The following is a 24,498-nucleotide window of genomic DNA, read 5'->3' on the forward strand; positions in this document are numbered from 1 at the left end:
GACTCAAGTTCTCAAGCCATGAGATAACTGCTTCCCTATTTCATAAACGCGTTTCAAACCGATAATAATATTTGATCTGGGAGGAATACCGGACTCATCAAGAGACTCTGGAACAAGAGACATTCTGACAACCCAATCATTATTGGGCCACATCATGGCACTACCAGGAAGCACCAACACTCTGGCGGCCTGAGCCAGAACATCTATGATCAGGTCATGACATGTTTCTATTTTCTTTCCAGCAAAGTACAACCCCTTCCACCCCGCAAAGCTTACAGGCAGGAAGAAACCCGAACTTGGAATGATCTCCACTTCCACCCCGTTGATTCCCGATAGAATTTCAACGGACAGTCTCATTCCCAGGATTGCGGTGACTTCGTTAACAACCCGCTGCCGATATCGATGATCAATATGCTCAACCCCGTCAATCATAGCCACCATCAAAGCGGTTCTATATTGATACTCTTCTGCATTTTTCGATAAGAACTGAATTCGAGCCCTACTGATATTGAAGTCTACCGCAAAGGTTGCTGCCAGAGCTTCCTGCTGGGGAATGGGGACCGAGTCGACGCTTTTGGATAACTCAGTTTTGATAATCTGAATATTTTCTTCACTGGAAATTGCAATTGCAGCTCTGATGGCTGCCATTCCGTATGCCTTGGACAACGACAGCAGGGTTATTGTCTGGTCGAAAAGCTCAGGGCAGTAAAGGCAGATAGGTTTGACTGATTGTCCTTGATCAAACTCAGTCCCCATGTATGCCATATCCTCAATGATCAATATATGTTTTTCTTTCAAGACTCTGCCGATCTCAATCAGCTCATCTTCACGGCTATATACATTTCCGGTGGGGTTATGAGGGTTCATAAATAGAAATGCTTTGACCTTCCTTCCCGAACCGTTGATTTCCTCAATGGCCATACGGAGTTCAGTGGGTAGAAATCGATAACGATTACTCTTCTTCAATAAGAGTGAATATGTGCAGGCACCTCCTTCCTCAGAAATATACGAAAATATTCCATACCCCGGGGCTGTCACCAAACAAACCTCGCCTTCATTCAGAAATGCTCGCGCAATTGAAAAGTACAAATGCGTCGTTCCGATTCCGGGTATGACATTGTTTCTTGAGAGGATTCTTGCCCCGTTAAACAGTTCTTGGGTGGCATATTGAGAAACGGTATCCCTTATCCTGTCGATACCTCTTGATCGTGGATAACTGCGTGTGTTCAGGTAAAACGCTCTGGCACCAGCCTTGGCGGCAGGAGGGAAACAATCACAGATGGGATTGCCAAATGAAAAATCGATATGGACCAGGCTTTCCTTCAGCCTGGATATTTCCTGAAGGGTTTCAGACTCATGATTCAGATGTCTGGTTACAAACTCATCATATAAATTCCCTATTCTGCTTCCTACAGACTTTAAAGTTTCCATTTACTGGCCCATCCCTAGAAGCTTTCGAAATAACGTTAGATCTTCATAGATTGATCAGCACTTTTCCCGAACAGATGGAACGAAACATCCCTTAGTGTTTTCTTTAAAAGTTAGTCGGCCTAATTGGGCTTTTCAAGCTGTAACCCGCGATGCAAGTATTTGGTACTATTTTTCGGGGAAAGGTCATAATCGTTCTTGACTAATACGATACACATGTAGAATTTTTTACTCTAAGAACGGCTTCCTGCTGAAATTGGGTTTTATATTCATTCGATATTTCAGTGATCGCAAGCTCGTTTTCCTCAGTATCAGCATGAATCAAAGTGAGAACATAGCTTGCTTCTTTGACGATCTCACCGCTACTGCTTTGCCATTGTCCCGATGCAGACACGACGGTAAGACCTTCCGGGAAATGTGGTGTCACTATGGTGTCTAGAAATTGATTCCATTCTTCAGCTGTGACAACGCCATCCGGCTTGCCCGTGCCAAAGTAGAGTGACTCTTGAAACTCCAATTTCTCACCCGGTAAACAGTGAGACACAGGTAAAGAGGAGCAAGCAGTCATACCTAGGCATAATGATGGGATCAATAGTGCAGAGATGGTTAACTGTATTTTCACGAGAATCCTTCCATTTTTGTATGTATCGCCCATGTACCAGGGTTAGGGCTATGGATATGCGACACCGATACTATTGAAATTCTCTCTGAAATTCCTCCAACAGAAGATCAATGATATGCGGGTCAACGGTAGAATGATGAAACTTGATACTCAGGCTGACAAATAACTTTTCGTTGAGTCGGTAACGTTTTCCAAAATAGAAATACGGCTGTGCACTGAAACGATCATTCACGTGCAAAGTTAGACCCGTCACCTGGAGATTAGGCAGATTGCCGATAAATAGCGAGTAGACGAACAAGTGACTGCCAAGCAGCCTGGGATGTTGCTTACTATTCTCGACCTCTATCTGATATGCCTTGGAAAACTCAGGCCACGTAAGCTGAAAGATATTCGGAATAAAAGCTTCATAGAATCTATTTTTTCTTTCATTTCGGGCGATAGGAAAAAAAAGGGCCGGATTTGAAACCTGTAGCCATTGTCCATCAATATACCGGTAGAAAAATTCAGGGTATTTCTTTAAAGCCTGGATGAGGTAATAGTACAAAAAGGCCGTAAAGGTACCTTCATTTTGAGCATCATAACGGCTTCGGGCATTAGTGATATCCAGATGTAGAGTGATATCAAGATAAGGATTCAGAATATACCTGGGATCATTAAAAAATGATCTGGCCCATGATACATATGTATTCGGGTTGTCACTATCAAGGGGAATAAGATGAAGGTCACTCAGTGTTGCCGCATAGTGTCCCATAGCATGTCCTCCGTGATCTTTTAGGGGCCAGACTCTGAACTTCTACATCTGAACAACGCCGCTGAAGAACAACTACTAAGAGTTCAGATTTTTATTCCTGCTGCGACTGGCTAACAAATGTAGCTGATGTGTACCTGATGAATGATTTTATATTAGCCCAGTTTCCGTTCTGTTTCAGACAGCTTTTGCTCATCCTCTTTCCCACAATGACAAATTCTACGCCCTCCAGGCTCACTTGTTGGCGTCAGGAACCTGGTCTATAACTAAATTCGTAGTATAGGAAATACCGTCAATAACAATCACTAATACTGGGGTGATATCCGCATGGAGTGCGGTGCTCAGCTTCGACTCTCGGTAATATTCTACCGTTGGCTTCCCGCCAAATATTCGCTCGTCACTCAATCCGTCGAAGACAGCTCATTTCGTTGTAACCGCCTTTGTCCCAACATGCTCCAACGCATCGCAGCGGGCGATGCAGCCTTCACCTTCCACTCTTTTTCTCTAAGCACTGCCTGCTTCCCATCTACGAAACATCAAGGGTATTCGCCTTTGATGATGGAACAGGCACAAGAAACCTAACCCTGTTTACAACATCAGGAGTCAGAAGATGAATGATAAATTAACCGAGACCGAGGCAAAGGCCTTCGCAGAAGTGAATCAACGTCTGGGCATGGGACCCACTGATACAACCTTTACCCAAGAACATATGCTGGCGAAAGGAAGCGGTCCGGTCCATATGTCCTCCGACCCATTGGCTTCACATATTCCACCCAAAATCATTCCGGTAGCCTCCATTGCGGAGATGAACAAACTCGTTGGCATACCCGATTATTATAATGACTCACATGTCGACTACCCGCCACCACTCCCTCAAGAACATCTCAATCAACTCACTGCAGCAAACTCCACCGAAGAGTTCCGTCAGTCTGTCTCGCCTGAGATGCATGAAAATATCAAAAAGGCAGCTGTCGCATACGTGCAGGGTAACTCGAACAAGGTCAAAGACTACGAGCCTCTTATCAATGCCGCAATGTTTCCCGGAAAGGTCGCTGCCTTTGTTGCCGAAAATATCACTGTTACCGCAGAGAATCCTTTAATCATCATGCCCGGCGACCCTCAGGTGCACAATTACGGCACTATCACGGTTGAGCCCGGCGGCCGTATTCAGGTTTCTGAACATGTCACCCTGACCTGTCAGCAGTTTATTATGGAGTAACCGTATTATTGAGTAACCCCATTTTGGAGTAACACTTCTATGGTGTAATCGAATAGTATGAGATTGAACTGACAGCCTTGGAAGGCCTTACAATTGTCACCGAAACTTTGCTGAAAGTTTTGATGAGAGTAAGGCCTTCGCTCACATAGCCAATTAGCCCACTCGCTATTCAGACAGTTCACACCCACACACGGACCCGGCGCTGGTATTGATATTCGTCCACTGGCCATTCCATTTCAGATAGCTGGCCGTTTCCGCACAAGTTCCCTTGGTACCACTACAGATCCCAGAAGCACTGGCATTACTCCCGATGACCGTTGAAGCGGTAACATCAATCGCCTGCCCCTGCCCCACTTTAATATCCTTGAATGTATGGCTAAGGGCCTGGCTGGTAATGTTGTTGCTAACTTGCTGGCCAGTCCCTATGTAGTTGTGGCAACCGAAGCAATTACTGGCAAAATCGGAAGTAATATCGACTTCTTGGTAATCGGTTTCAGCCACAGAATTCGCAAGGCGCAGCGAACCGCGCTCATTCGGTACCCCAATTCCACCAGAACTCTGCTGGATGTTGCTGACCCATAATGCCCCAACATTAAAATAGTTTGTCAGCACCTTCATGGCTGAGGAGGTGGTGGATTGATTCAGCAGATCATAGAGATCGGCATTCTGTTCAGTGATATCAGAGATATTCTCGCCGGCCTTCAAATCGCCGCTGGCTGTACCATAAGGGTGCACGCGACAGATATTTGTCGGTGTGCCTGTCGGTGATGTCTGATTCTTGGGAGGTTGATTGAACTTACACGAATTGCTCTCTTCGGCAGAATCCGGCAGCTCTGCAGTACAGTTACTATCAGCAAAGGTCCAATTCGTATTGGTTTGTATACCGGACGGTAGACAATCGGGAGTATTTACTTTGTGTTCATAGGTCGCCCAAACAAATTCAGGATGGTTTTTGGTCGCTACAATGACATGCATACCCAATAAGCCAAGAGTAACCGTGGTGCCCCCAATGGACTGTTTTTGGGTAACAAAAGAGTTCGATGAAATTTCACTTGAGGACAACTTTTTCCAGGCAAACTTTAATTCCATGGTGCCTGAGGGAAAGTTGATCAGATTCTGTTTTTGCATTTCAACAGCGCTGGCCGTCAGGCCACAGAGGGATTTGTTAAATCTCACGTCGTAATAGACAACATTGCCGTCCTGGGCATAGATTGTTGCCCCGCCCCCAGCCTGTCCTGTTGAGATGCTGGAAGTCTTATCCAGACTCATCCGCAATGTCGGTCCATCAATGGTGCTATCGCAAGAATTTGCGGGTGTACCATCGTCATTGAATTCCAGTAGCGGATAATCAGCCTGTACCTGAAAGTTACGCATATTCCCGGAGCTGACCGGGGACATCAGATACAGGAATGTTTGGGTAGAAAACTGATAGAAGTCGCAAAAAGTCGAAGAACCATCTGAACCACTTTGCTTTACTTCCGTCGGCAAAGATGGACTCGTCAACCACTCTGAATTTACCGGGCAGCCTGAAGTACCAGCAAAAGCGGACACGGGCAGCAGAGAAATCGATAATAGCAATAAACCACTTTTTAAATGCCGTTTTATAGTCTTCATCTTCTATTCCTTTAAATTTAGGCAGTACTATCTGCCGGGGTATGCCAATCCGGTTTCTCCAACGTTCGGAATGACAATTCTTGCGATACTGATTTCAAGCGGTTAACCGCCGCCGAGAGAAATAAATGAAAAGCACTAGCTGGCATCAGCCTGATAGCTGTACTTTGGAGGAAAGCTGAAACGCAATCAGGACGATGGTCAAAAGGACAGGAACAGTTAAAAGGATAGTTGGGGAAGCTTTCAGGAAAATAGCATTGACGGTCATGGCCCCAACCTTCAGCAGGCGGTCCCATCTCATTCGTCACCAGTGCAGGTTGCGTCTGTTGCCGGATGCCAGGGAGAGCATTGTCCGTAAAGCGATGATGATCAACGTCCATATCATCCATCCATCTTTTAGCTGTATAAAATATAGGCGATAACGAGAAAGTGTCAAAATCAGAAAATGACATCCTGCTCTTGAATTGCCAGTCACAAAGCTTTTACGTTATGAGTTCTATGCTATGTTGCACACTGATATGTAACATTGAGAGTTAGGGGTTTAGATATGGACCCGTATACAAACTGCAGGTTAACTACAAAGGGCTATCGCTATGACACTACCTGCCATCCATCGTGTCGTCACCGGTCATGATGAAGAAGGCAATGCCATTATCTCACTCAACGGCCCCTTGCCTACGAGTGTGGAATTAACCGCCATTCCCGGTGTCGTCTTTCATGAGGTTTGGAATACGGATTCTACTCCCGCGGTGATTAACAATGGCCAGGATCCAACACTCGGTGCGCTCAGCCTGCCACCTCCCAAGAATGGTACCCGAATTCGCTTTGTTGACATTCCTCCAGACAGTGACGAGTTGACGACACGCAGTGCTTCCGAGTTAAAGGAGGCTTTTTCAGAGATTGGTGATGCGAAAGCATCAACTGCCAGTCATAGCGCGCCTCATCCCCTGATGCACCGTACCGAATCGATAGACTACGGTATCGTGATCGAAGGTGAACTGACGTTGATTCTTGACGACTCGGAAGTCGTGGTAAAGCCCGGCAGTGTGGTCGTCCAGCGAGGAACCAATCATGCCTGGGCTAACCGCTCCGGCAAAACCTGTCGAATTCTGTTTGTTCTGGTGGATGGTGTTTACAATCCAGAGATTGCAGAAGCAATCTCGTCTTGTGATGACTAGCTGCTAGGCCGCAAATATTGCGCTGTAAAAAGGTAACCCGGATAGATGTACACCACTATCAATCATAGGAGTTGGCTATCCCCCCCAACTCCTCATACAGATTCACTTATATTCCTAGGTGGAAGTCTATTACTGGAATAAATACATCGTATTGTAAGCCCCCATCATTAACCTCGGTCCGCCATCTGCTTCGGCTGCGCTCCGGAATTTAAAAAAGGTGCTATCTGTTCGCCCAGCTATAGAAGGACTTGACCACAAGGTTTCGCCAGTAATCAATGAATCTATAAAGACATTACTATGGAAGTGAATAAGATCCCGATCATAGTACTGCGCACCTATAGCAATAGCGCCGGGATAATCAGGGACACTGCTGATGCCGACTATCGCCTGATCATAATCCTTGCCAATTAATTCATACCACCCAGTCGATGACAAATCATAGATTGTCAATTTTGAAGGCCCGAATATTATGTTTCCAGTCACACACCCTATTTCCATAAGGGGATCAGCATCAACATTGACAGGCACGATCTTGCGACAAGATAAACCAAGCGAACTCGTCTTCTGATAATGTCCATCGACGGACTCCCAGACCTCAACATCTTCAGTGGTTGCGATCAAGAATTCTTTAACCGAATCACCAGTGATATCCGTCACATAAAAGTCAGCAATATAAGCCACTGGATCTATTTCTATAGAAAGCTCGGAACGATGATATATATCAACGGCCTTAATTTTATTTATATTTGCGTATAGTGCATCAGGATGATCATCTCCGTTGATATCTGCTGTTCGTATGAGACGAGCAAAAAAGTTCTCCTCAACCTCTGACGACCATATGCTTCCATAGTCATTTAAATCGAGTAGCGTTAGCCCTCCATAGTTTGCATCATGCGAAGTAACTAATAGCTCTGAGTCTCCATTGCTGTCTGAATCAACAATAATTCCACGGTAACCAATTGATTGATCGGGACTGAACTCTCCTGACACGGAGAAGCTTCCTGAGTGATCCAATTGTACAAACCGTGGTCCCTTCGTATCATCAACAATTGGTGAAGCTGTAAACACTGCCTTCTCTTTCCCTCCAACGGAGGCCCAACCATTTCCAACAAGTCTGTCCATTTGTGTCGTGTTCTGGCTTATCTCTACGTGGGTATTTCCGTTTACTTCAGCAACTACAAGTTGATTCGGGGTGCTTTCAGTTTTCCCTGTTCCCCATAGAAGCTCAGAGTCCCCATCATTATCTATATCCCCCAAAACGAGGCTGTATACTCTCTGCCCTATGCTGGAATATTGCCAATCAACTAAGGGCACCCCTGTGCCGGTATCATAGGCAGTAATGCTACTTGACTCGCAGTCCCCTAAAATAATCTCTTCCAAGCTGTCAGCATCAATATTGGCCACCAATACTGAGCAATTCGATGCTCTGTCCAGATCCCATAATTTCTGCTTTTTGATTAGACTGAAAGCTGCAACACCAGTATCCCTATTAGCACCTACAATCTCATCAGAAGCACCATCCTCGATATTTCCCAAGGCTATATAGTCGCCAAAACCTTCAGTGTATTCCCATTGAGTTTCATAGCTCCTGCCATCAAAAACCCAACCATTGTTTATCGCAATTTCAAGATTCTCGTCGTCATCCAGGTTCCCTGCTACCACTTCCGTCGCTCTTTCCCCGATACTCGTATGAAACAGCCTATTCCCTGTGTGGGCATCAATGATTTCAAGATAGCAGTTCGAATCAGAGGATCTGCTTTCGCTATAAATAACAGCGATTTGCGGGGTACCAGAGCTATTGAAATCACCAACTTCAATAGCTTTGGGAATATAACTTCCATAGTCTTTTACGGTTCTCGCAATATCAGCAGGTTTGGCCATATAAACCACACTATGCGCAGTCGCCATATAAATTTCTGGAGAGCCATCCAGATCATTGTCATATAATGCTGTTTGATTAATTATCCCTAAATCACTCATTCCATAGGGATACATCCACGAAGGTTTGTAATTGCCCTCTTCTTCTTTAATCAACATCAAATGTCCAGCGCTATCACTGGTAAGGACTTCATTACCTGGAATTTGATCAAAGTTACCAACGAATAGGGAGTGATTACGGATGGGTACAACAATATCGCCCGCTACAATTGTTTTTGCTGACGCGGAGCCTTGGACAACGATAGTCTTTTCAACCTGTATACGTACTCCATCTATGGTTTCAATCTTAAGTCGAAAACGGGAAATATCACCAAATGCCGGTTCAGGTACGGTCCAGTTCAGGATTCCATCTGAGTCTATAGCCATCCCTTCCGGAGGAGATATCAGAACCGCTGGATAGGGTCCTGCGATATTGTCTGGATCTGTTACTCTCGCCGGAAAGGAAATAGTTTGCCCAGCTTCAACAATTTCTGGGAACTCTCCTATTTCAACTATGAAAGGCGCGTCACCTACCGATACGGTCACCTTTTGCGACGTGGTGGTGCTCTTACCATCAGTAGCTACAACTTCAAGAGAGATAGTATCCCCGAATGCCGCTTTGTATGGTGGAAACTGATGACTGATAGAAGCCTGCATAAGCTCATCGTTTACATACCATCGATACTCTAAAATAGTAATATCATCGCCATCGTAATCGACTATACTCCCCACTTCTGCAGACCAGGTATCTAGGGTAGAACCACTGCCATCAGACGTAATACCAACTGTCTCAAAGACGGGAGGAAAGTTTAGCTCCTGATTCCAATTAAGATCCTCTGGGGCAATATCTCCGGAAAAGACCGCATTGAAACCATCGTTTAGACCCAATACCTTTTCATAGCTATCATCATTGTCTTCATCAAGATAGATACCTACTTTCCTATCACCATAAAAGGCCACTTTACCGCTGGAAGCTTCACTAGCGAACTCAACTTCTCCTCCCTGATACCCCACGGTTTGGTCCAGCACGAGTCCGTTACTGTTAACAGCAATGGATCCAAGAGTATCGATCATCATCTCACCGGAAAAATTGATCTCCCCAACTGAGTCACTATCAATTATGAAGTTTCGATATGCCAACTGTTCACCAGACTCAAAGTCAGTAACAGTGAGGAAGTAGATTTCACGTGTGTTGGAGGTAGGTCCAGGATTTTCAGTTGTGATGTATCCACTCAAAGTGGCCCCGCCATTTTCGTCAGAAAACGTGACCGCGTCATAATAAAGAGTAAGTCTATTCGTTACATCCGACTCAATAGATTGGTGACCTTTTCCGTTTATAACCAAGCCATTGTTGCGGACACATGCATGATAACTAACTTCTAGCACCCCGGTTCCGGAATTGGTCAGATTACCTAGATAGCGAACATATCCACCACCTGCACATGAATAAGTCTCGTTCACAGTCTGACTTGCGGTAACGGCTTTAGCGGCCTCTGATGATGAAGTCTGGCGACTCTCGCTTACAGGGCCTAGTAGTAAAAGTTGTCGTGTTTGCGTCGAAAAGGAGCGCACTTCAGGCAGGTTATCGTACTGTCCCGGGCTGTTAAGCTCTGCTCCTGAAGATATCACATCAACCTGGTTGTCTTCCGGATCAAACAAATAGTCCATGAATTTAACAAGACTGGATGCGTCCAACCGAGCAGGATCAGACTTCCCGATATAAGAGGATTCAGCTAACGACTGATAGTATAGTTTTGTGGCTTCTGGGCTTTTAACCAGTGCTGTGGCATCCTCTACAGTTCCCCCTCCAGAGCCTCCGCCTCCACAAGCTGTCAATGAAATTAAAACGATAACGAATAGACAAGAACGAACTAGCACAAACATGGAAAATCCCTGTTCTCAAACAACTGGTCAGCAAACCGGCAAATATAAAGCATCCACCCATTAGTTACAACTTATTACGTTTAAGCTTGACCGTATGGGTTTTTAGTGTGAAGAGAAATAACACGGAAGATGATTTGAGGAACTCCCAGGGATTCCTTGGGGGAGATCCACAATGCTAATTGCATAAATAAACGCCGGATTAATTCATAGATCAGATATTTCAGACTCGGACACCCCATGCCATTTTGAGTTAATCTGGTGGAAGATTCCCATCTCATTGATGTACTGCTTACCACGATCAAAGTCGTTGAGAAGCTGCTCTCCGTTGGGAAGCTGAATGGATACCACGGCAAATTCATCTGTGGAATCAAATATCGGCAATTTCTTGTATCGATTCTTCCAGCTCGCCTGTTTCAATGCATAATCAAAACTAAGTTCATATCCTGCCAGCCCATCAATATAGCCTTTGTCCAACATGCCGAATCCCTGCAGGATTTCGCGAATATCATATTTAAGAATCTCTATCTGGCGCTTCCATTTGAGCCCATAGTTCCATCCGCTTAAAACGCCAATGGTTTTTCCATTCAGAGACTCCAGTCCTTCCCATTGCAGACTGGAATCCAGATTGACATAAACCAAAAAATCGACGTGATTGATAGGTTCTTCGGAATAGCGGAAATACTCAGCACGCTCGGGGTTGAACCCCGTCGGAAAAAGAACATCCACCTTGCCCGCTTTAACTTGTTCGAACGCCCTGACCCAAGGGTATATATACAACTTGATGGTATATCCCATCGCATGAAAACTCTCCCGCAGGATATCCCAGCTATATCCCTGGAGGCGTTCAGAATCCAGTCCCGGAGGGATAATTTCGTGCTGCAGGTCTTCTGCAAAAGACTTATCGAAGGTAAATGGAGGGTTATTGGTCAGAGTGGCGACAGTCACAAACTTTTCCGCTTCCAACCCGGTGGTTTCAGCCTGGGCTGCCTTTCCAAAGGTCAGGCAGATGACAATTAGAATCCAAGATCCGACACGCTTCATCGCTTGGTTACCACGCTTTGTTACCTGATCAGTACCAAATCCATGGCCAGCAGTTTGATGCTCATTCACAAGAAGCGGATCAAACTACATGCTTAGTTTTCAGACTAATATATAGACCTTAATAATACAAAGCATGGTATACATGGTTAGTCCCACCAGTCGGAATCTACGAACGATTATTCCAACTGGCAGGCCCTATTAAGCATCAGAAATTCAATCTCTTATCTATCACTGAGCAAATACACATTATCCCGGGAGCCCTTGGGTAGCTCCGTGGCTGTATGAACCAGAAAAGTCTGGAAATTATCGGCTCCGTTCAACACGTGTATCTCCGTACTGGCAACTCCCGTGCGCTTGAATCCCACCAAGTCAGGCACGCCATCGCGATTATAGTCAGCCGCCCGAAAACTCCAGTCTTCCGACGTAACATGTAATCCTGTCGCTGCATGCAACACAAAAGAATCATATCCGCCTGCACCGCCCAGGATATGTACCTCTGTTGTATTGGAAGCTCCCCTCTTCTGGATATACCAGAGATCCGGCCGGCCATCCCTGTCAAAATCACTTACCAGAAACTCATCGCCGGTATTGGGTCGCAGCCCTAACGCTGTCGCATCGTGCAACAGGAACCTCTGTGGATCGTTTCCATCCATCACATGAATCTCGGTGCGATTGCTACCGGTCTGATTATGAAGGACGGCCCAGATATCGGGTTTGCCGTCCCCGTTATAGTCTTTGAGAACCATATCATCATTAGGACTGATATAGCCCAGTGCGGTGCCGGATTGAAAAATAAACCGCTGCAGACCGCTTTTGCCGTCCATAACATGCAGTTCTGTTGTGCCGGTACCGGTGTTCTGCTTCTTAAACCCCGCCACATCCATGTAGCCGTCATTGTTCCAATCCGACAAATCGAACTGCCAGCTATCGTTCACAGATGAGAGCACGCTGTTTTGCTCGGATGTGGATGCAAAACCTTTACTACGCAATAACTCCAGAAACGACATTCGTGAGCCTGGCCCTTGCTTATTCAGAGCGTAGATATTGGGAGGTAACGGCCTGTTCGCCCCCGGAACACATTGGGGATTCAGGCAGACAAATAATGATCCGAGAGTGCCGGGATTACGGAAATCCGCACCCGCAGGGGCTTTAAAACGGATATGCATGCTTCCATTCGCGTAGGCCCAGGCATTGCCGTCAAAAGCGCGTAACGCTGCCACTGATCCAAGTGACCCCAACGGAATCAGATTTCCCGCATAACCATATTGTCCCGCTGCGGTACCGAGATAAACCGAAGCGTTGGCGGGTACTCCGGGTAACTCCAAAGTCACGTACTCATCATCACTCATGCTGTGATAATCAAATCTGGTAATGCTGGGAATCAGGTCATGAAAGATATAGCTGTATCGATAGGCTCCATCGACCATAGGCAACAGGCTGACGCCTTCTATCTCTTTACGGGTTTCGGTAACGCGGGCTCCATCGCTACGAAAAAAAGTACTTTCCTGTCGACGGCTACTCACTAAAGCGGGAGGCGGCAGCCAGATTTCATCAGATGGGCGAACCTCCACATAAGCGAAACGTCGTTGGCTTTCCATCCCGCTCAATCCCGCTTGTATACGTTGAGAATATCCATCCACCAGGATGGGATGATCTTGTGTAATGGCGGTCATCGGCTGGCCGGTGAAGGCGCCGTCGACGTCATAGATAGCCGCGTTAAACCACACCGGCCCGACGTAATCGTTGCGATAGCGGACCTGATAACTGTCTGGCGAAACCGTCGTATTGTGCAGAGAGTGGCCCGAATACTTGATATTGGCCCCCCACTGATCAAACAGAGTGAATTTCTCCCTTTCGAATCCGGTAAAGTGGGAATTCCAAATCCGCACGGGGCCGTCATAAAGGATATGCCCTGCAACCAATCCTTGAGCGCCACTGGAAGCAGATAATCCCAAGCCAGCGACTGATTCGTAGTTGCCCGAAGCGCCAACCCAAAGAACCCGGTTGTAATCGGTCACCCAGGTGCTTGCTTCTCCCTCATAGTTATCCGCCACAATCAGATTGTTATAGGTACTCTTCAGACCGTTGCCCCCTACCCGGGAGTACATTCCCAGATAGTTTTTGTAGACCGTCAGGCCGTTCACCACAGGCTCCTGCGTGGGCATATAGTCATTGTTAAGATTCGGACTCTGGGATATATCGCCCGGCATCGGCGCCATTCCCAGCAGCCAGCCGTGAAAACTGGAATGAGCTGTGTTGTTATCAATAGCTCCCGCAGGCAGGTTCAATACATTGGGATTCAGCCCCGGCTCTAACACCGGACTGTTGGGATTCTGATGAAACGCAAACCAGAATCCGGAACCATCAGAGCCTGCTGCATGGTTATTTCTGACGATATTGTGCGGGTGCGTAATCCAGAAGGTCGCGGGTCCACTGGCATTTCTCAGCCTGCCGTTGGTGGTATCACTGGGCAATAATGCAAACTGGGCAGGTGGTTTCCGGGTCACCAATCCCAGGTTCCGGACAATGGTATTGCCGGTTTCATTGCCGTCTTCCATAAACACCGCGTGACCGGGATTGTCATAGAGCACATTGTCAGCCACCAGCGCATTGTCTGTGCCGTGAATGGTGATAGCCCGGTTATAGGTATGGTGAATACTCGAATTACGAATATATTGCCCGGACGCATTCCCAGCCAGGTGCCAATGGAAAGGATAACGCCCCAGTTTCTTTCGCTGCCCCATTCTGGTCAGCTCCACATTGGAGACATGACCAACCGCACCGTTCATCACCATGATATTGCCGCCATAGGCCAGGCGCTCACTGTCCTCATCCCCCTGTATCGTGAGATTACGGGAGAGCAAACCGACTTCGGCCCGTTCATCCAGCGTCCAGCTCTGGCCGTTATCACTGTATTGCTGAAGCTCACCATAGTGGCGATAGGACATCTGTTCATTCAGGGTCAGTGTGCGTTGATCAGAGCTGACTTTGATGATGGTAAATTCTTCTGCGTGATTCATATCGAAGTCGGTGGATGCGATGACAATTCGATCCCCGGCCTTCCAATTGACCGCTTCCTTCAACGTAATAGTGTTATCGCCGATTACGCCCGTTACTCCCAGCTGCGTCCAGGATTTCTGCGGAGAGCCATGCAGTTCTATCCGCCCACCGGACCTGCTGTGAATGAGCTTTGAATCTGCCGCAGGATTATCCCCCTGCAGGGTTACAGTTCCTTTCCCTAGGTATGGTGCATCGGCTCTGCCCAGCTCTAATAGCCCGCCACTCAGAATATGCACTTCGTTAGCATTGAGAGAAAAGTCCCTGTTCAATGGAGTTGTCAGGATGCCGCTGACTCTGATGACACTCGATGCATTGGCATTATCCATCACCACGGTGGCGCCGGCCGGTATTACGACTTCACTTCCAAACTCGGGTGGTGTCCCTTCCATCCATGTTTCAGCGTCCGACCATAATGGAAGCCTTTCCAACTGCACATCGTCTATGAATGCCGTGTTATCTCCATCGCTATTCATGCCCTGCAGCTGAAGCGTGTATCGCCCCTTGGAAATCCATACAACGGCCGAGTGAAGCAGTTGGTAGGCCTGTCCCGCAGGTTTGATCGTTCCCCATGTTTTCCCTGCCACGGAAACGCGAACAGACTGACCTTGAGGCGTATTGATACACCCTCTTTGTGCCCCACGGAAATTGATTCGATAGACTCCATCCTGCGGAATATCGACCTCTTTCTGAACCCGACCGGTCTGCTGAAGGAAAAGTACCTGCTCCCCCTGCGGCGCTGCAGGGTTGCAGTTCGTGAAAGGAGAACCGTTGCCGGAGACACCCGCTCCGCCGGTATAGGTCCACTCCCCATCGTCAGGGGTATATTGAAAATCCTGTGCTCCTAAGTCCGGCAATTCAAACCCACTTCCATTGATAGGAACCTGAGTGGAAACACCCGACGCAGTCACAGCATACACTTGGCCCGCCAATACATTGCATGCCAGAAAAGCCAGAATTTTTCGAATAGATAATGCGATAGTTAGATCATTGTTATTCAAGTTGATGTCCTCTGGTACAACACTTCCACCAACAAGGAGGAAGCACAATTTCCCTGTGCAGCAGCGAAGGTCAACCCTCTGGGGGTCTGATCGAGTGCGAAAATAGCTCGGTCGTTCGATAGACTTTAGAGAAATGAAACGATGGAAAGAGACAGGAAAACATCGCCGCCAAGATACGGGATAGTCTGTCTTAAATGGACACCCAAATGAATCGGGAAAACAGGAGAAGGTTGATATACCTTTCTGGCTAGTGTTCAAGGACTAGCCAGATTTTCTATTACATCCTAAATATGTAGGGGCGAACCTGCGTGTCCGCCCCTACATGAGAAGCTTCCTGGGTGTCTTTTGAGTAAGACCGGGATTCATTCACAAAGTGAACTCAGGACGACAATATTTACTTTCCAAACACCTCGACCCGATTACGCCCACTTCCCTTTGCCCGATAAAGCGCTACATCAGCTCTGGATACCATTTCGTTGATCGTATCGCCACTCTTATAAGTCGCAATACCAAAGCTCGCAGTCTTATGTGCTACAACGGGAAACTCGTGTTGTTCAATCACATTCCTAAGTTTCTCCGCCAAATTCACGGTGCCTCTCTGATTGGTTTCAGGGCAGACAATCAGGAATTCCTCGCCTCCCCAGCGGCCAACCGTATCGATCTCCCGGACATTATCTTTTATCAGGTTCGCGATCTCGATTAACGTGCGGTCACCGGTCTGATGGCCGTGGGTATCATTCACACTTTTGAAGTAATCGACATCCAGAAGAATAATACCAAACGTATGTTTTGAGCGTTTGGCCCGTTGCAATTCATGCTCAAGAGTTTCATCCAGTTTCAGCCGGTTATAGATGCCGGTAAGAGGATCGGTGATCGCCAGTCGCTCATGCTTCAGCCGCTTAATAATCTCTTCCTGAACCTGCTGTTCCAAACGGTTTCGCAGTATGGAAAGTTCAGTGATGTCAGTGGAAAAGCCAATAAAGCTGGAGACTTCTCCCTGGTCGTCCTTTAAAGGTATCTTGATTGACCAATAATACTTGGTTTCACCATTGGCCAGCTCCAGGGTTTCTTCCCCTTCCTGTTTCTCTCCAGTGAGAAACAGTTTTTCGTCCATCTCACGAAATTCGGATGTGCCCGCAGCTGAAACGGCTTCTTCATCGGTCTTACCAATAATCTCAGAAGGCTCCTTTCCAAACAGTGCGGCCGTCTTTTGATTCACATACAGAAACCGATATTCTCTGTCCTTCATATAAACGAAGGCATCGAGATTACTGAGAATACTGTCCAGCATCTCATTCTTTCTCCGGACCTCCATTTCCATCCTTTTGCGATCGGTAATATCAGTGGAGACCCCGAACATACCGACAATCTTGCCATCCTTGTCTTTCAGTGGCTTTTTCACTGAGATGTAATAACGCGTCTCTCCGGTACTGGCAATGATGTTACGTTCAACGTTCTCGATGGTCCGGCCTTCTTCCAAAACCACCCTGTCGTTCTGTTTCAAATCATCGGAAATATCCAGAGAAAAGAATTTTGAATCATCCTGTCCAACAATCTCTTCCAGTGTGTGTTCGAATAGTTCACACACCAGCTTATTGGCAAAGGTATATCGTCCCTCGGTATCTTTCATAAAGACATAAGCACCGATATGGTCAAGCGTTTCCTGAAGCGTTTGAACCTGCCCGGCCAGTCTTTTATTTTCTTCTTCTAGCTTTTTGCTCATACCACCACCGCTCGAGGGGCTTTCGACGATTGAAGCGCATTGGCGCATCCGTCAAAGATGATAACTCCTTATTAAGTCTATACCTATTCGGCAAATTATGCGTTCAGCCCTCAACAATAGAGGTAATATTCCTTATATTTCATAGAATTAAACATTAATAAATGAACAATTGAAAGGCTTATATGTTTGAATAGACCTACACCGGAGAGACACTTAAAGCGTTAAATTCAGGGGGAGGTTTCTATATTGGATTCAGGAATTTTTCCAGAGACAACTCATGAATTAGAAGCAATCCCTCTTCTCGCATGCTTGAGACTCCTCAACGATTCCATTAAGTATGGTTAACTGCATAAGCCGCCAGTGAAGAGTGTATCAATGCCATTTAGTATATTTTTAGTCGGTACAATCCCTTTTAGCGATGCTTATAATCCCCAGGAGATTAGCCCTATCTGCATCCGCTTTGTTCGTCCTTATAACAGCAGCATCACCGTCCGAACTCCAGTCGTAGATCAAATCAGTATCCTTAATCATCGACATGACTATAGATTCTTCACACTCACCACTAATGCGTACACTACTGGTTGACAATACTTTCTCGTTGGCTTTAGAGGCCAAAGGACGCATTCTTTCGATGTTATTTTTGTCTGAAAGAAAAAATCCATCAGGATTCTTTGAATACGGAATCCCAGCATCTTTCAGATATTGCTCAAAATAATTGTTCGCAAGAACATCATCAGAAGGCTTGAAGCCATATTCCTCATCTGAGCAACCCAGTAATAGCATTGAAAGCAAAGAATATTTTAAGCGTTTCATAGTACTTGGTTTTTTCAAAACATTGTCTTCTTGTCTGGTATTATGTTGAACTCTTTGGAATCGATTACGCGTTATTACATGTATTGGTATGAAATATCTAGTTACCCTTTTACTGCTGTTTTCACAGGTATCACACTCTTCGGAGAATTGTATTGTAACGGATGAATACAATGCGATAAGAAAAGAAGCTCGTGAAATTGTGTACGGCAATGACAATTCATTTGCCCGCTGTAAGAAGTCTGTTGAGATGGCCGAATACTGGAGGGCGATGGCTAAATGTGAGTCATATGGTGACGGCAGAGATATTGGCGGAGGATGTGCCCACTTGGTTGGCCGTGGCAGGTACCAAGAGCCTGTCGATATGAGCCACTGTGACGTATTCAAATTTGAACCGAGCAGAGATCTTGTAAATGAGATTGTTGAAGAACAAGTTCAAGCTAGAGGTGTTCGAAGGTGCAAGAACATATAACAAGCCAATCTACACTGCACCTTCAGCACCGGCCGTTCGTTCTCTTTGCGTCCGATAGCAAACCACAACCTCGAATATAGATTACTCTCCCCTACCCTTCGCTTAATTCTACCCGGCACCGCCTTTTCTTTATCATCCGCCCCGCTTCGGATACCATTACGCCACACTATAGGTATAAGAGCGTTATGAGCGAAACCAATATTCTAAAAATGAAGCGCCTGGTACCGGGCGGGCGTGTGCGTCAGAAAAACGAGCCGGTGATTATTTCGGCGGCGGAACAAGAGTTTCTGGATTTCGGTTTCAAAGGCGCTTCCATGAAGCGTATTGCTGAGCGTGCAGAGTTGCCTCGTGCGAATATCCATTACTACTTCAAGAACAAGCTGGACCTCTATGGGGCCGTTCTGAGCGATATTGTCGAGCTCTGGAACAACAGCTTTGACTTGATCAACGAAGACGATGACCCTTATACGGCGATGTCAGCGTATATTCGCGCTAAAGTCATGTTTTCCAAGACCAATCCTACCGCATCGCGAATTTTTGCCAGTGAGATCATTCATGGCGCCCCTTATCTTATGGAATATCTCCAGACCGACTTTCGGGAATGGGTCAAACTGAAAACCCAGGTCATTCAAAGCTGGATCGATAAGGGGAAAATGGCAGCGATTGAGCCGATTCATTTGCTGTTTCTGATCTGGGGAGCTACCCAGCACTATGCGGACTTCGGCGTGCAGGTCCGGGCAGCCATGGATAAAGAAGATCTGTCGGATGAAGACTTTGAACACATTGCTGACAGCATGACTCAGATCATTCTGCGGGGCTGTGGAATATCACCTCAATAATCGGCCCGCGAATATCTAAAACAAAATACATGGATCTAGAAAACGCATGAAAAAAAGCTGTCGAGGATTTGAGGACTAGGGGACCCTCGACAGCTTGAAAGTTTATTATGTGTATATCGACAGGTGTTTTTATTGGTGTATCAGTGTCTGTCAGAAATCTTTCGATAGAGTGACGGCTAACCCCTTCTGCCGGGCTCCCGGCTGAGTCCCAAGCTGGTTTTTCAGATGATTCCAGCTCAATCCTCTCCGAACCGGCGTCTCCGCCCCGGCGTTTTCAATGGCTATCAGTTGTGCCGCAATGGAAACAGCCACTTCCATGGGAAGTTTGCCGGGCACATCCAAAGACCCCACCGGGCATACAATTCGCTCAATCTGCTCCTGACTGTATCCGGCTTTATCCAGGCGCATGGCAAACCGTTCCGCTTTGGTTTCGGAGCCGATTAATCCAATATGGCGCAAACCGCCATGATCCAGCGCAGCTTTGCATAGCTCGAAATCCAGTTGATGGTTATGGGTCAAAATCAACATATCACTGCCTATCGGCAGATCTTTCACTGAAGCCACTGGTGCCATGGAGATCATCGGAGTCACATTGTCAGGATAGGTCTGAGGAAACTGATCAGATCGCTCATCAAACCAGGACACTTTACACGGCAAGCCACCCAGAATAGTCACTAACGATTTTGCCACGTGGCCTGCACCATAGAGTGCGACCCGAAAACGGCACCCAGGAATATACTCCAGCAGTACCGTCGCCGATCCACCACAACACTGAGCCAGTGCTGCAGCCAGCGGGAAATGCTGGATGACCTGGGTCGCCTCAGTACCGGTCATTAATTCCCTGGATTTCTGGATGACCGAGAATTCCAGCTGTCCCCCTCCGATGGTGTCGTAGGACTTTTCTGCGGATACCACCATTTTGCTTCCCTGATCCCTGGGCGTAGAACCGGTACAGCCAAGAAGGGTCACCAGCACATAGGGCTCACCTCTCTGCTGCATTACTTTGGCTGCATCAATCCAGTTAGTTGCTCTCATGACATTTACCTCAGACACCGTCCCCGACGATCAGAAATTTCCAATACATAACACTCGTATCCAGGTCTTCCCAGGTGGCAGCATCACCTGCCAGCACCCTGGGAACACGGAGTTTTACCAAATCAAAGGAAAGCGAACTTAGCAACAAAGAGTGCACAGAGGACATAAACACTCGGAGACACATCTTTGATATGGCCACTTGCCACCTTGATGATCGTATAGGTGATGAAGCCAAGTGCGATACCGTTGGCAATCGAGAACGATAGCGGCATCATGATCGCCGCCACCACTGCCGGCGCAGCTTCGGTGATATCATCCCAGTCAATCTCCGCAAGGCCTTGGGTCATCAGTACCGCCACGAACAACAATGCTCCGGCAGTCGCAAAACCAGGCACCATACCTGCTATCGGAGCGAAGAACATGGCGACCAGGAAGAGCCCGGCACAGACCACTGCCGTCAGTCCGGTACGACCACCCGCGGCAATCCCTGCAGCACTTTCAACAAAACTGGTGGTTGTGGAAGATCCCAGCAATGAACCAAAGATACTGGCACTGCTGTCTGCCATCAGGGCACGCCCCATACGTGGCAGGTTACCGTCTTCATCAAGCAGCTTGGCGCGATGGGCAACACCGAGCAGGGTGCCGGCGGTATCAAACAGATCTACGAAGAGGAAGGCAAAGATGATACTGATCATACCAACCTCAAAAGCACCTGAGATATCCAGTTGTGCCAGGGTCGGCATCAGGCTCGGCGGCGCGGACACCAGACCGTGATATTCGGTCAGCCCCAACATCAGACTGATGCCGGTAACCACCAGAATACCGATCATTACTGCACCTGGAACGTTGCGGTGGGACAGAACGGCAATAATCAGGAAACTGACAGCGGCCAGAATTGGGCCGGGAGATGTCAGATCCCCCAGGGTGACCAGTGTGGCAGGGCTATCTACAACAATGCCGGAAGTCTTTAAAGCGATAATGGCCAGAAACATACCGACACCGGCTGCCAGTGCACGGCGCAGTGAGAGCGGAATACTGTTGATCACCCATTCGCGAATTCTGAAGATACTCAGCGCCAGGAAGATCATTCCAGAAAGGAAGACAGCCCCTAGAGCCACTTGCCATGTATAGCCCAGTTCGCCAACGACGGTGAAACTGAAAAATGCATTCAGGCCCATCCCAGGCGCCAGTGCAATGGGATAGTTGGCATATAACCCCATAATCAGACAGCCAATAGCTGCCGCCAGACAGGTGGCCACAAATACTGCCCCGTGATCCATGCCGGCGGCAGATAGAATATTCGGATTAACGAAAATAATGTATGCCATCGTCAGAAATGTCGTCACCCCGGCAACAACTTCCGTTTTGACATTGGTTTCACGTTCCGTCAGTTTAAAGACTCTTTCCAGGATGCCGGAGTCTCTCACATCGGACGTTATCTCCGTATCTAGTGTGTTTTCAGCTACGTTGCTCATAGACAGCCTCTACTTTTATTTTTGTTTAAGTCCGCCCCGTTGCCGGGGCGACGGCGAAATAAGTCTATCGATCTTATTGGTACTTCAATCCCACATTCCCTATGAGCTATTGATCCTCGTTCAATATCAGAATGGCCCTGAAATCATTGACGTTGGTCCTGGTGGGACCGGTCACGATCAGCTGGCCAAGGGCTTCAAAAAAACCAAAACCATCGTTGTCCTCCAAACTGGCTTCGGCATTGAGCCCCAGTTGCTCCGCACGACTCCAGGTATCTGGAGTCAGCCAGCAACCGGCATTGGTTTCTGAACCATCAATTCCATCTGTATCTGCTGCCAAAGCGTATATCCCCTGCTCTCCCTTCAGGGTATTCGCAAGCGACAGCAGAAATTCTGCATTACGGCCACCACGTCCATTACCTTTCACCGTCACACTGGTTTCCCCACCCGAAATAATCACGCACGGGGTACCGACAGGCTGCCGGTATTTGCGGGCATGAACGGCAATGGCCGCATGAACCTTAGCCACTTCCCGGGATTCCCCTTCGATGCTGTCACTCAGCACCATCGGAGTCAGTCCCTTACTACGTACCAGGGCAGCAGCGGCTTCCAATGACTGCTGAGGAGTCGCGATCAACGTAAAGTGACTGTTCTCCAGCACCGGATCATGAGGTTTTACGGTTTCTGAAGCAGGGTTATTCAACCACTCAGTGACGGAAGCAGGAGCATCAATCTGATACTTGCACAATATGCCCAAAGCATCTGATGAGGTTGTAGGGTCGGCCACCGTCGGGCCGGACGCGATGACGCTGGGGTCATCCCCCGGGACATCGGAAATGGCGAAGGTATGTAATTGCGCCGGCCAACAGGCCTTCGCAAGTCTCCCGCCTTTGATGGCAGAAAGATGTTTGCGGACACAATTCATTTCTGAGATGGCGGCTCCGGATTTTAACAAAGCCCGGTTGACCTGCTGCTTATCAGCCAGAGAAATTCCCTCAGCGGGCAAAGACAACAGTGACGATCCACCTCCTGACAATAGACAGAAGACCGTATCCTCAGCACTGAGGCTACTCACCAGCCCCATAATACGCTCAGCGACTTCGCGTCCGGCGTCATCGGGCACCGGATGGGCAGCCTCCAGCACTTCAATGAGATCACACTGCAAACCATGCTCATAACGAGTCACCACCAGGCCGGACAACGGTCCTTCCCAATGTTCCTCTAGCGCCTTCGCCATGGCCGCGGCGGCCTTTCCTGCGCCTATAACTATCGCCCGGCCACTGCGGTCCTGTGGGAGATGTTCTGCTAATACCTGTGCCGGATGGGCAGCCTCGACAGCAGCATTAAACAATTCCAGCAGAAATTCTTTTGGGTGTTCCACCACGGTTATACCCTCAAGTGATTCAAGGTATCGCGGAGTCACGCAATGAGCGACAACTCCGCTCGCCTAAATGCGATGATGCTTCCGGTTAGGGATCAACCCTCGGTAGAAGCAATTTCATGGTTCCCCATGATTTCCAGCGCCCTCACCATGGCGGAGTGATCCCAATTGATGCCCCCATGTGCGCTACAGCTGTTAAACAGCTCTTGAGCTGTGGCCGTGTTGGGCAGACTGATACCTAACTGGCGTGCGCCGGTAAGGGCCAGATTGAGATCCTTCTGATGCAGACCAATGCGGAAGCCCGGATCAAAGGTGCGTTTCACCATCCGCTCACCGTGGACTTCCAGTATTTTGGAAGAAGCGAATCCACCCATGAGAGCTTCCCTTACCTTCGCGGGATCGGCGCCGGCTTTGGAGGCAAACAGCAGAGCTTCGCCAACCGCCTCGATATTCAAGGCAACTATGATCTGGTTAGCGACCTTACAGGTCTGGCCATCACCGTTACCGCCGACCCAGGTAATATTTTTCCCCATGGCCTCGAACAATGGCAGAGCCTTATCAAAGACTTCCTGCTTGCCTCCTACCATGATGGTCAGGCTTGCCGCTTTGGCGCCCACCTCTCCACCGGACACCGGAGCATCCAGGTATTCGCAACCAAGGTTGTTGATGCGCTTGGCAAAGTCTTTGGTGGCCAGTGGTGAAATCGAGCTCATATCGATGACCACTTTCCCGGGAGCCAGGCCTGCGGCAACGCCTTCTTCAGAAAACAGAACGTCTTCTACTTGTGGGGTATCCGGCACCATGAGAATGATATATTCAGACGTTTCCGCCACACTTTTCGGCGTAGGACAAACATTGCCGTTAGGTCCCACCAATTCGGCCGGAACGCTCTGGAAGTGCTCGGAAAAATACAGTTGGTGATCCTGGTTCTGAAGATGTTTGGCCATGGGCAGACCCATAATGCCGGTACCGATAAATCCTATCTTGCTCATGTGTGTTCTCCGCTTTTTTATTTGATTAGGAGTTTTGATCTGGATCTCTCATTGAGCTCTGGGTCTCT

18 protein-coding genes are annotated in these 24,498 nt (G+C 47.7%); 4 read left to right on the forward strand and 14 right to left on the reverse strand.

Annotated elements, in window-relative coordinates:
- Positions 1-3: 3 nt before the first annotated feature.
- From BTA51_RS09105 to BTA51_RS09115, 3 genes are all read right to left on the reverse strand, one after another.
- On the reverse strand, positions 4-1,431 hold the full coding sequence (locus BTA51_RS09105; protein WP_094707117.1) for a pyridoxal phosphate-dependent aminotransferase: 1,428 nt from the start codon (positions 1,429-1,431) through the stop codon (positions 4-6).
- A gap of 199 nt (positions 1,432-1,630) precedes the next feature.
- Positions 1,631-2,050, reverse strand: coding sequence for a DUF3574 domain-containing protein (locus BTA51_RS09110; RefSeq protein WP_168188109.1), 420 nt, complete (start codon positions 2,048-2,050; stop codon positions 1,631-1,633).
- 70 nt (positions 2,051-2,120) lie between these two features.
- On the reverse strand, positions 2,121-2,801 hold the full coding sequence (locus tag BTA51_RS09115) for a CatA-like O-acetyltransferase (protein ID WP_094707119.1): 681 nt from the start codon (positions 2,799-2,801) through the stop codon (positions 2,121-2,123).
- A 607-nt stretch (positions 2,802-3,408) separates the two neighbouring features.
- Here BTA51_RS09115 and BTA51_RS09120 point away from each other — a divergent pair.
- Complete coding sequence (locus BTA51_RS09120) at positions 3,409-4,017, forward strand: hypothetical protein (protein WP_094707120.1); 609 nt, start codon at positions 3,409-3,411, stop codon at positions 4,015-4,017.
- Positions 4,018-4,182: 165 nt separating this feature from the next.
- Here BTA51_RS09120 and BTA51_RS09125 read toward each other — a convergent pair whose 3' ends face one another.
- Both BTA51_RS09125 and BTA51_RS29895 read right to left on the reverse strand, forming a co-directional pair.
- On the reverse strand, positions 4,183-5,631 hold the full coding sequence (locus BTA51_RS09125) for a mannan-binding protein (RefSeq protein WP_094707121.1): 1,449 nt from the start codon (positions 5,629-5,631) through the stop codon (positions 4,183-4,185).
- 17 nt (positions 5,632-5,648) lie between these two features.
- Positions 5,649-6,080 (reverse strand): hypothetical protein, encoded by a 432-nt coding sequence (locus BTA51_RS29895; protein ID WP_141215565.1) that lies wholly within the window; start codon positions 6,078-6,080, stop codon positions 5,649-5,651.
- Positions 6,081-6,221: 141 nt separating this feature from the next.
- On the opposite strand from BTA51_RS29895, the gene BTA51_RS09130 reads away from it, so the two are divergent.
- On the forward strand, positions 6,222-6,806 hold the full coding sequence (locus tag BTA51_RS09130) for a cupin domain-containing protein (protein WP_094707122.1): 585 nt from the start codon (positions 6,222-6,224) through the stop codon (positions 6,804-6,806).
- Between the two features lie 129 nt (positions 6,807-6,935).
- Here the strand turns inward: BTA51_RS09130 and BTA51_RS09135 are convergent, their stop codons facing one another.
- From BTA51_RS09135 to BTA51_RS09155, 5 genes are all read right to left on the reverse strand, one after another.
- Positions 6,936-10,607, reverse strand: coding sequence for a hypothetical protein (locus tag BTA51_RS09135; RefSeq protein WP_094707123.1), 3,672 nt, complete (start codon positions 10,605-10,607; stop codon positions 6,936-6,938).
- A gap of 204 nt (positions 10,608-10,811) precedes the next feature.
- The gene (locus BTA51_RS09140; protein WP_094707124.1) at positions 10,812-11,648 is read right to left on the reverse strand and encodes an ABC transporter substrate-binding protein; all 837 of its coding nucleotides are present in this window, start codon (positions 11,646-11,648) and stop codon (positions 10,812-10,814) included.
- A gap of 221 nt (positions 11,649-11,869) precedes the next feature.
- A complete protein-coding gene (locus BTA51_RS09145; protein ID WP_094707125.1) occupies positions 11,870-15,706 on the reverse strand; it encodes a G8 domain-containing protein in 3,837 nt (1,278 codons plus the stop codon).
- Between the two features lie 394 nt (positions 15,707-16,100).
- The gene (locus BTA51_RS09150; protein ID WP_168188110.1) at positions 16,101-17,429 is read right to left on the reverse strand and encodes a diguanylate cyclase; all 1,329 of its coding nucleotides are present in this window, start codon (positions 17,427-17,429) and stop codon (positions 16,101-16,103) included.
- 393 nt (positions 17,430-17,822) lie between these two features.
- Positions 17,823-18,260: a hypothetical protein gene (locus tag BTA51_RS09155; protein ID WP_141215566.1), complete on the reverse strand. Its 438-nt coding sequence runs from the start codon at positions 18,258-18,260 to the stop codon at positions 17,823-17,825.
- Between the two features lie 70 nt (positions 18,261-18,330).
- On the opposite strand from BTA51_RS09155, the gene BTA51_RS09160 reads away from it, so the two are divergent.
- Together BTA51_RS09160 and BTA51_RS09165 are read left to right on the forward strand one after the other, a co-directional pair.
- Entirely contained in the window at positions 18,331-18,711 is a 381-nt protein-coding gene (locus BTA51_RS09160) for a hypothetical protein (protein WP_094707128.1), read from the forward strand.
- 185 nt (positions 18,712-18,896) lie between these two features.
- Complete coding sequence (locus BTA51_RS09165) at positions 18,897-19,550, forward strand: TetR/AcrR family transcriptional regulator (protein WP_094707129.1); 654 nt, start codon at positions 18,897-18,899, stop codon at positions 19,548-19,550.
- A 150-nt stretch (positions 19,551-19,700) separates the two neighbouring features.
- On the opposite strand, the gene xdhC is transcribed toward BTA51_RS09165, so the two are convergent.
- The 4 genes from xdhC to BTA51_RS09185 form a co-directional block, all read right to left on the reverse strand.
- Positions 19,701-20,585 (reverse strand): xanthine dehydrogenase accessory protein XdhC, encoded by an 885-nt coding sequence (gene xdhC, locus BTA51_RS09170; RefSeq protein WP_094707130.1) that lies wholly within the window; start codon positions 20,583-20,585, stop codon positions 19,701-19,703.
- Positions 20,586-20,707: 122 nt separating this feature from the next.
- The gene (locus tag BTA51_RS09175) at positions 20,708-21,997 is read right to left on the reverse strand and encodes an NCS2 family permease (RefSeq protein WP_094707275.1); all 1,290 of its coding nucleotides are present in this window, start codon (positions 21,995-21,997) and stop codon (positions 20,708-20,710) included.
- A 169-nt stretch (positions 21,998-22,166) separates the two neighbouring features.
- Positions 22,167-23,480: a glycerate kinase gene (locus BTA51_RS09180; RefSeq protein ID WP_246840982.1), complete on the reverse strand. Its 1,314-nt coding sequence runs from the start codon at positions 23,478-23,480 to the stop codon at positions 22,167-22,169.
- A 53-nt stretch (positions 23,481-23,533) separates the two neighbouring features.
- A complete protein-coding gene (locus BTA51_RS09185) occupies positions 23,534-24,430 on the reverse strand; it encodes a 2-hydroxy-3-oxopropionate reductase (RefSeq protein WP_094707132.1) in 897 nt (298 codons plus the stop codon).
- Positions 24,431-24,498: the final 68 nt, after the last annotated feature.

Source organism: Hahella sp. CCB-MM4 (assembly GCF_002260525.1).
GTDB lineage: Bacteria > Pseudomonadota > Gammaproteobacteria > Pseudomonadales > Oleiphilaceae > Hahella.

Excerpts from the sequence above, each read along its gene's own strand:
- BTA51_RS09135 (WP_094707123.1), bottom strand. The coding sequence starts at position 10,607 with ATGTTTGTGCTAGTTCGTTCTTGTCTATTCGTTATCGTTTTAATTTCA.
- xdhC (WP_094707130.1), bottom strand. The coding sequence starts at position 20,585 with ATGAGAGCAACTAACTGGATTGATGCAGCCAAAGTAATGCAGCAGAGA.
- BTA51_RS09120 (WP_094707120.1), top strand. The coding sequence starts at position 3,409 with ATGAATGATAAATTAACCGAGACCGAGGCAAAGGCCTTCGCAGAAGTG.
- BTA51_RS09105 (WP_094707117.1), bottom strand. The coding sequence starts at position 1,431 with ATGGAAACTTTAAAGTCTGTAGGAAGCAGAATAGGGAATTTATATGAT.
- BTA51_RS09150 (WP_168188110.1), bottom strand. The coding sequence starts at position 17,429 with ATGAGCAAAAAGCTAGAAGAAGAAAATAAAAGACTGGCCGGGCAGGTT.
- BTA51_RS09140 (WP_094707124.1), bottom strand. The coding sequence starts at position 11,648 with ATGAAGCGTGTCGGATCTTGGATTCTAATTGTCATCTGCCTGACCTTT.
- BTA51_RS09160 (WP_094707128.1), top strand. The coding sequence starts at position 18,331 with ATGAAATATCTAGTTACCCTTTTACTGCTGTTTTCACAGGTATCACAC.
- BTA51_RS09115 (WP_094707119.1), bottom strand. The coding sequence starts at position 2,801 with ATGGGACACTATGCGGCAACACTGAGTGACCTTCATCTTATTCCCCTT.
- BTA51_RS09125 (WP_094707121.1), bottom strand. The coding sequence starts at position 5,631 with ATGAAGACTATAAAACGGCATTTAAAAAGTGGTTTATTGCTATTATCG.
- BTA51_RS09165 (WP_094707129.1), top strand. The coding sequence starts at position 18,897 with ATGAGCGAAACCAATATTCTAAAAATGAAGCGCCTGGTACCGGGCGGG.
- BTA51_RS29895 (WP_141215565.1), bottom strand. The coding sequence starts at position 6,080 with ATGTCATTTTCTGATTTTGACACTTTCTCGTTATCGCCTATATTTTAT.
- BTA51_RS09130 (WP_094707122.1), top strand. The coding sequence starts at position 6,222 with ATGACACTACCTGCCATCCATCGTGTCGTCACCGGTCATGATGAAGAA.
- BTA51_RS09185 (WP_094707132.1), bottom strand. The coding sequence starts at position 24,430 with ATGAGCAAGATAGGATTTATCGGTACCGGCATTATGGGTCTGCCCATG.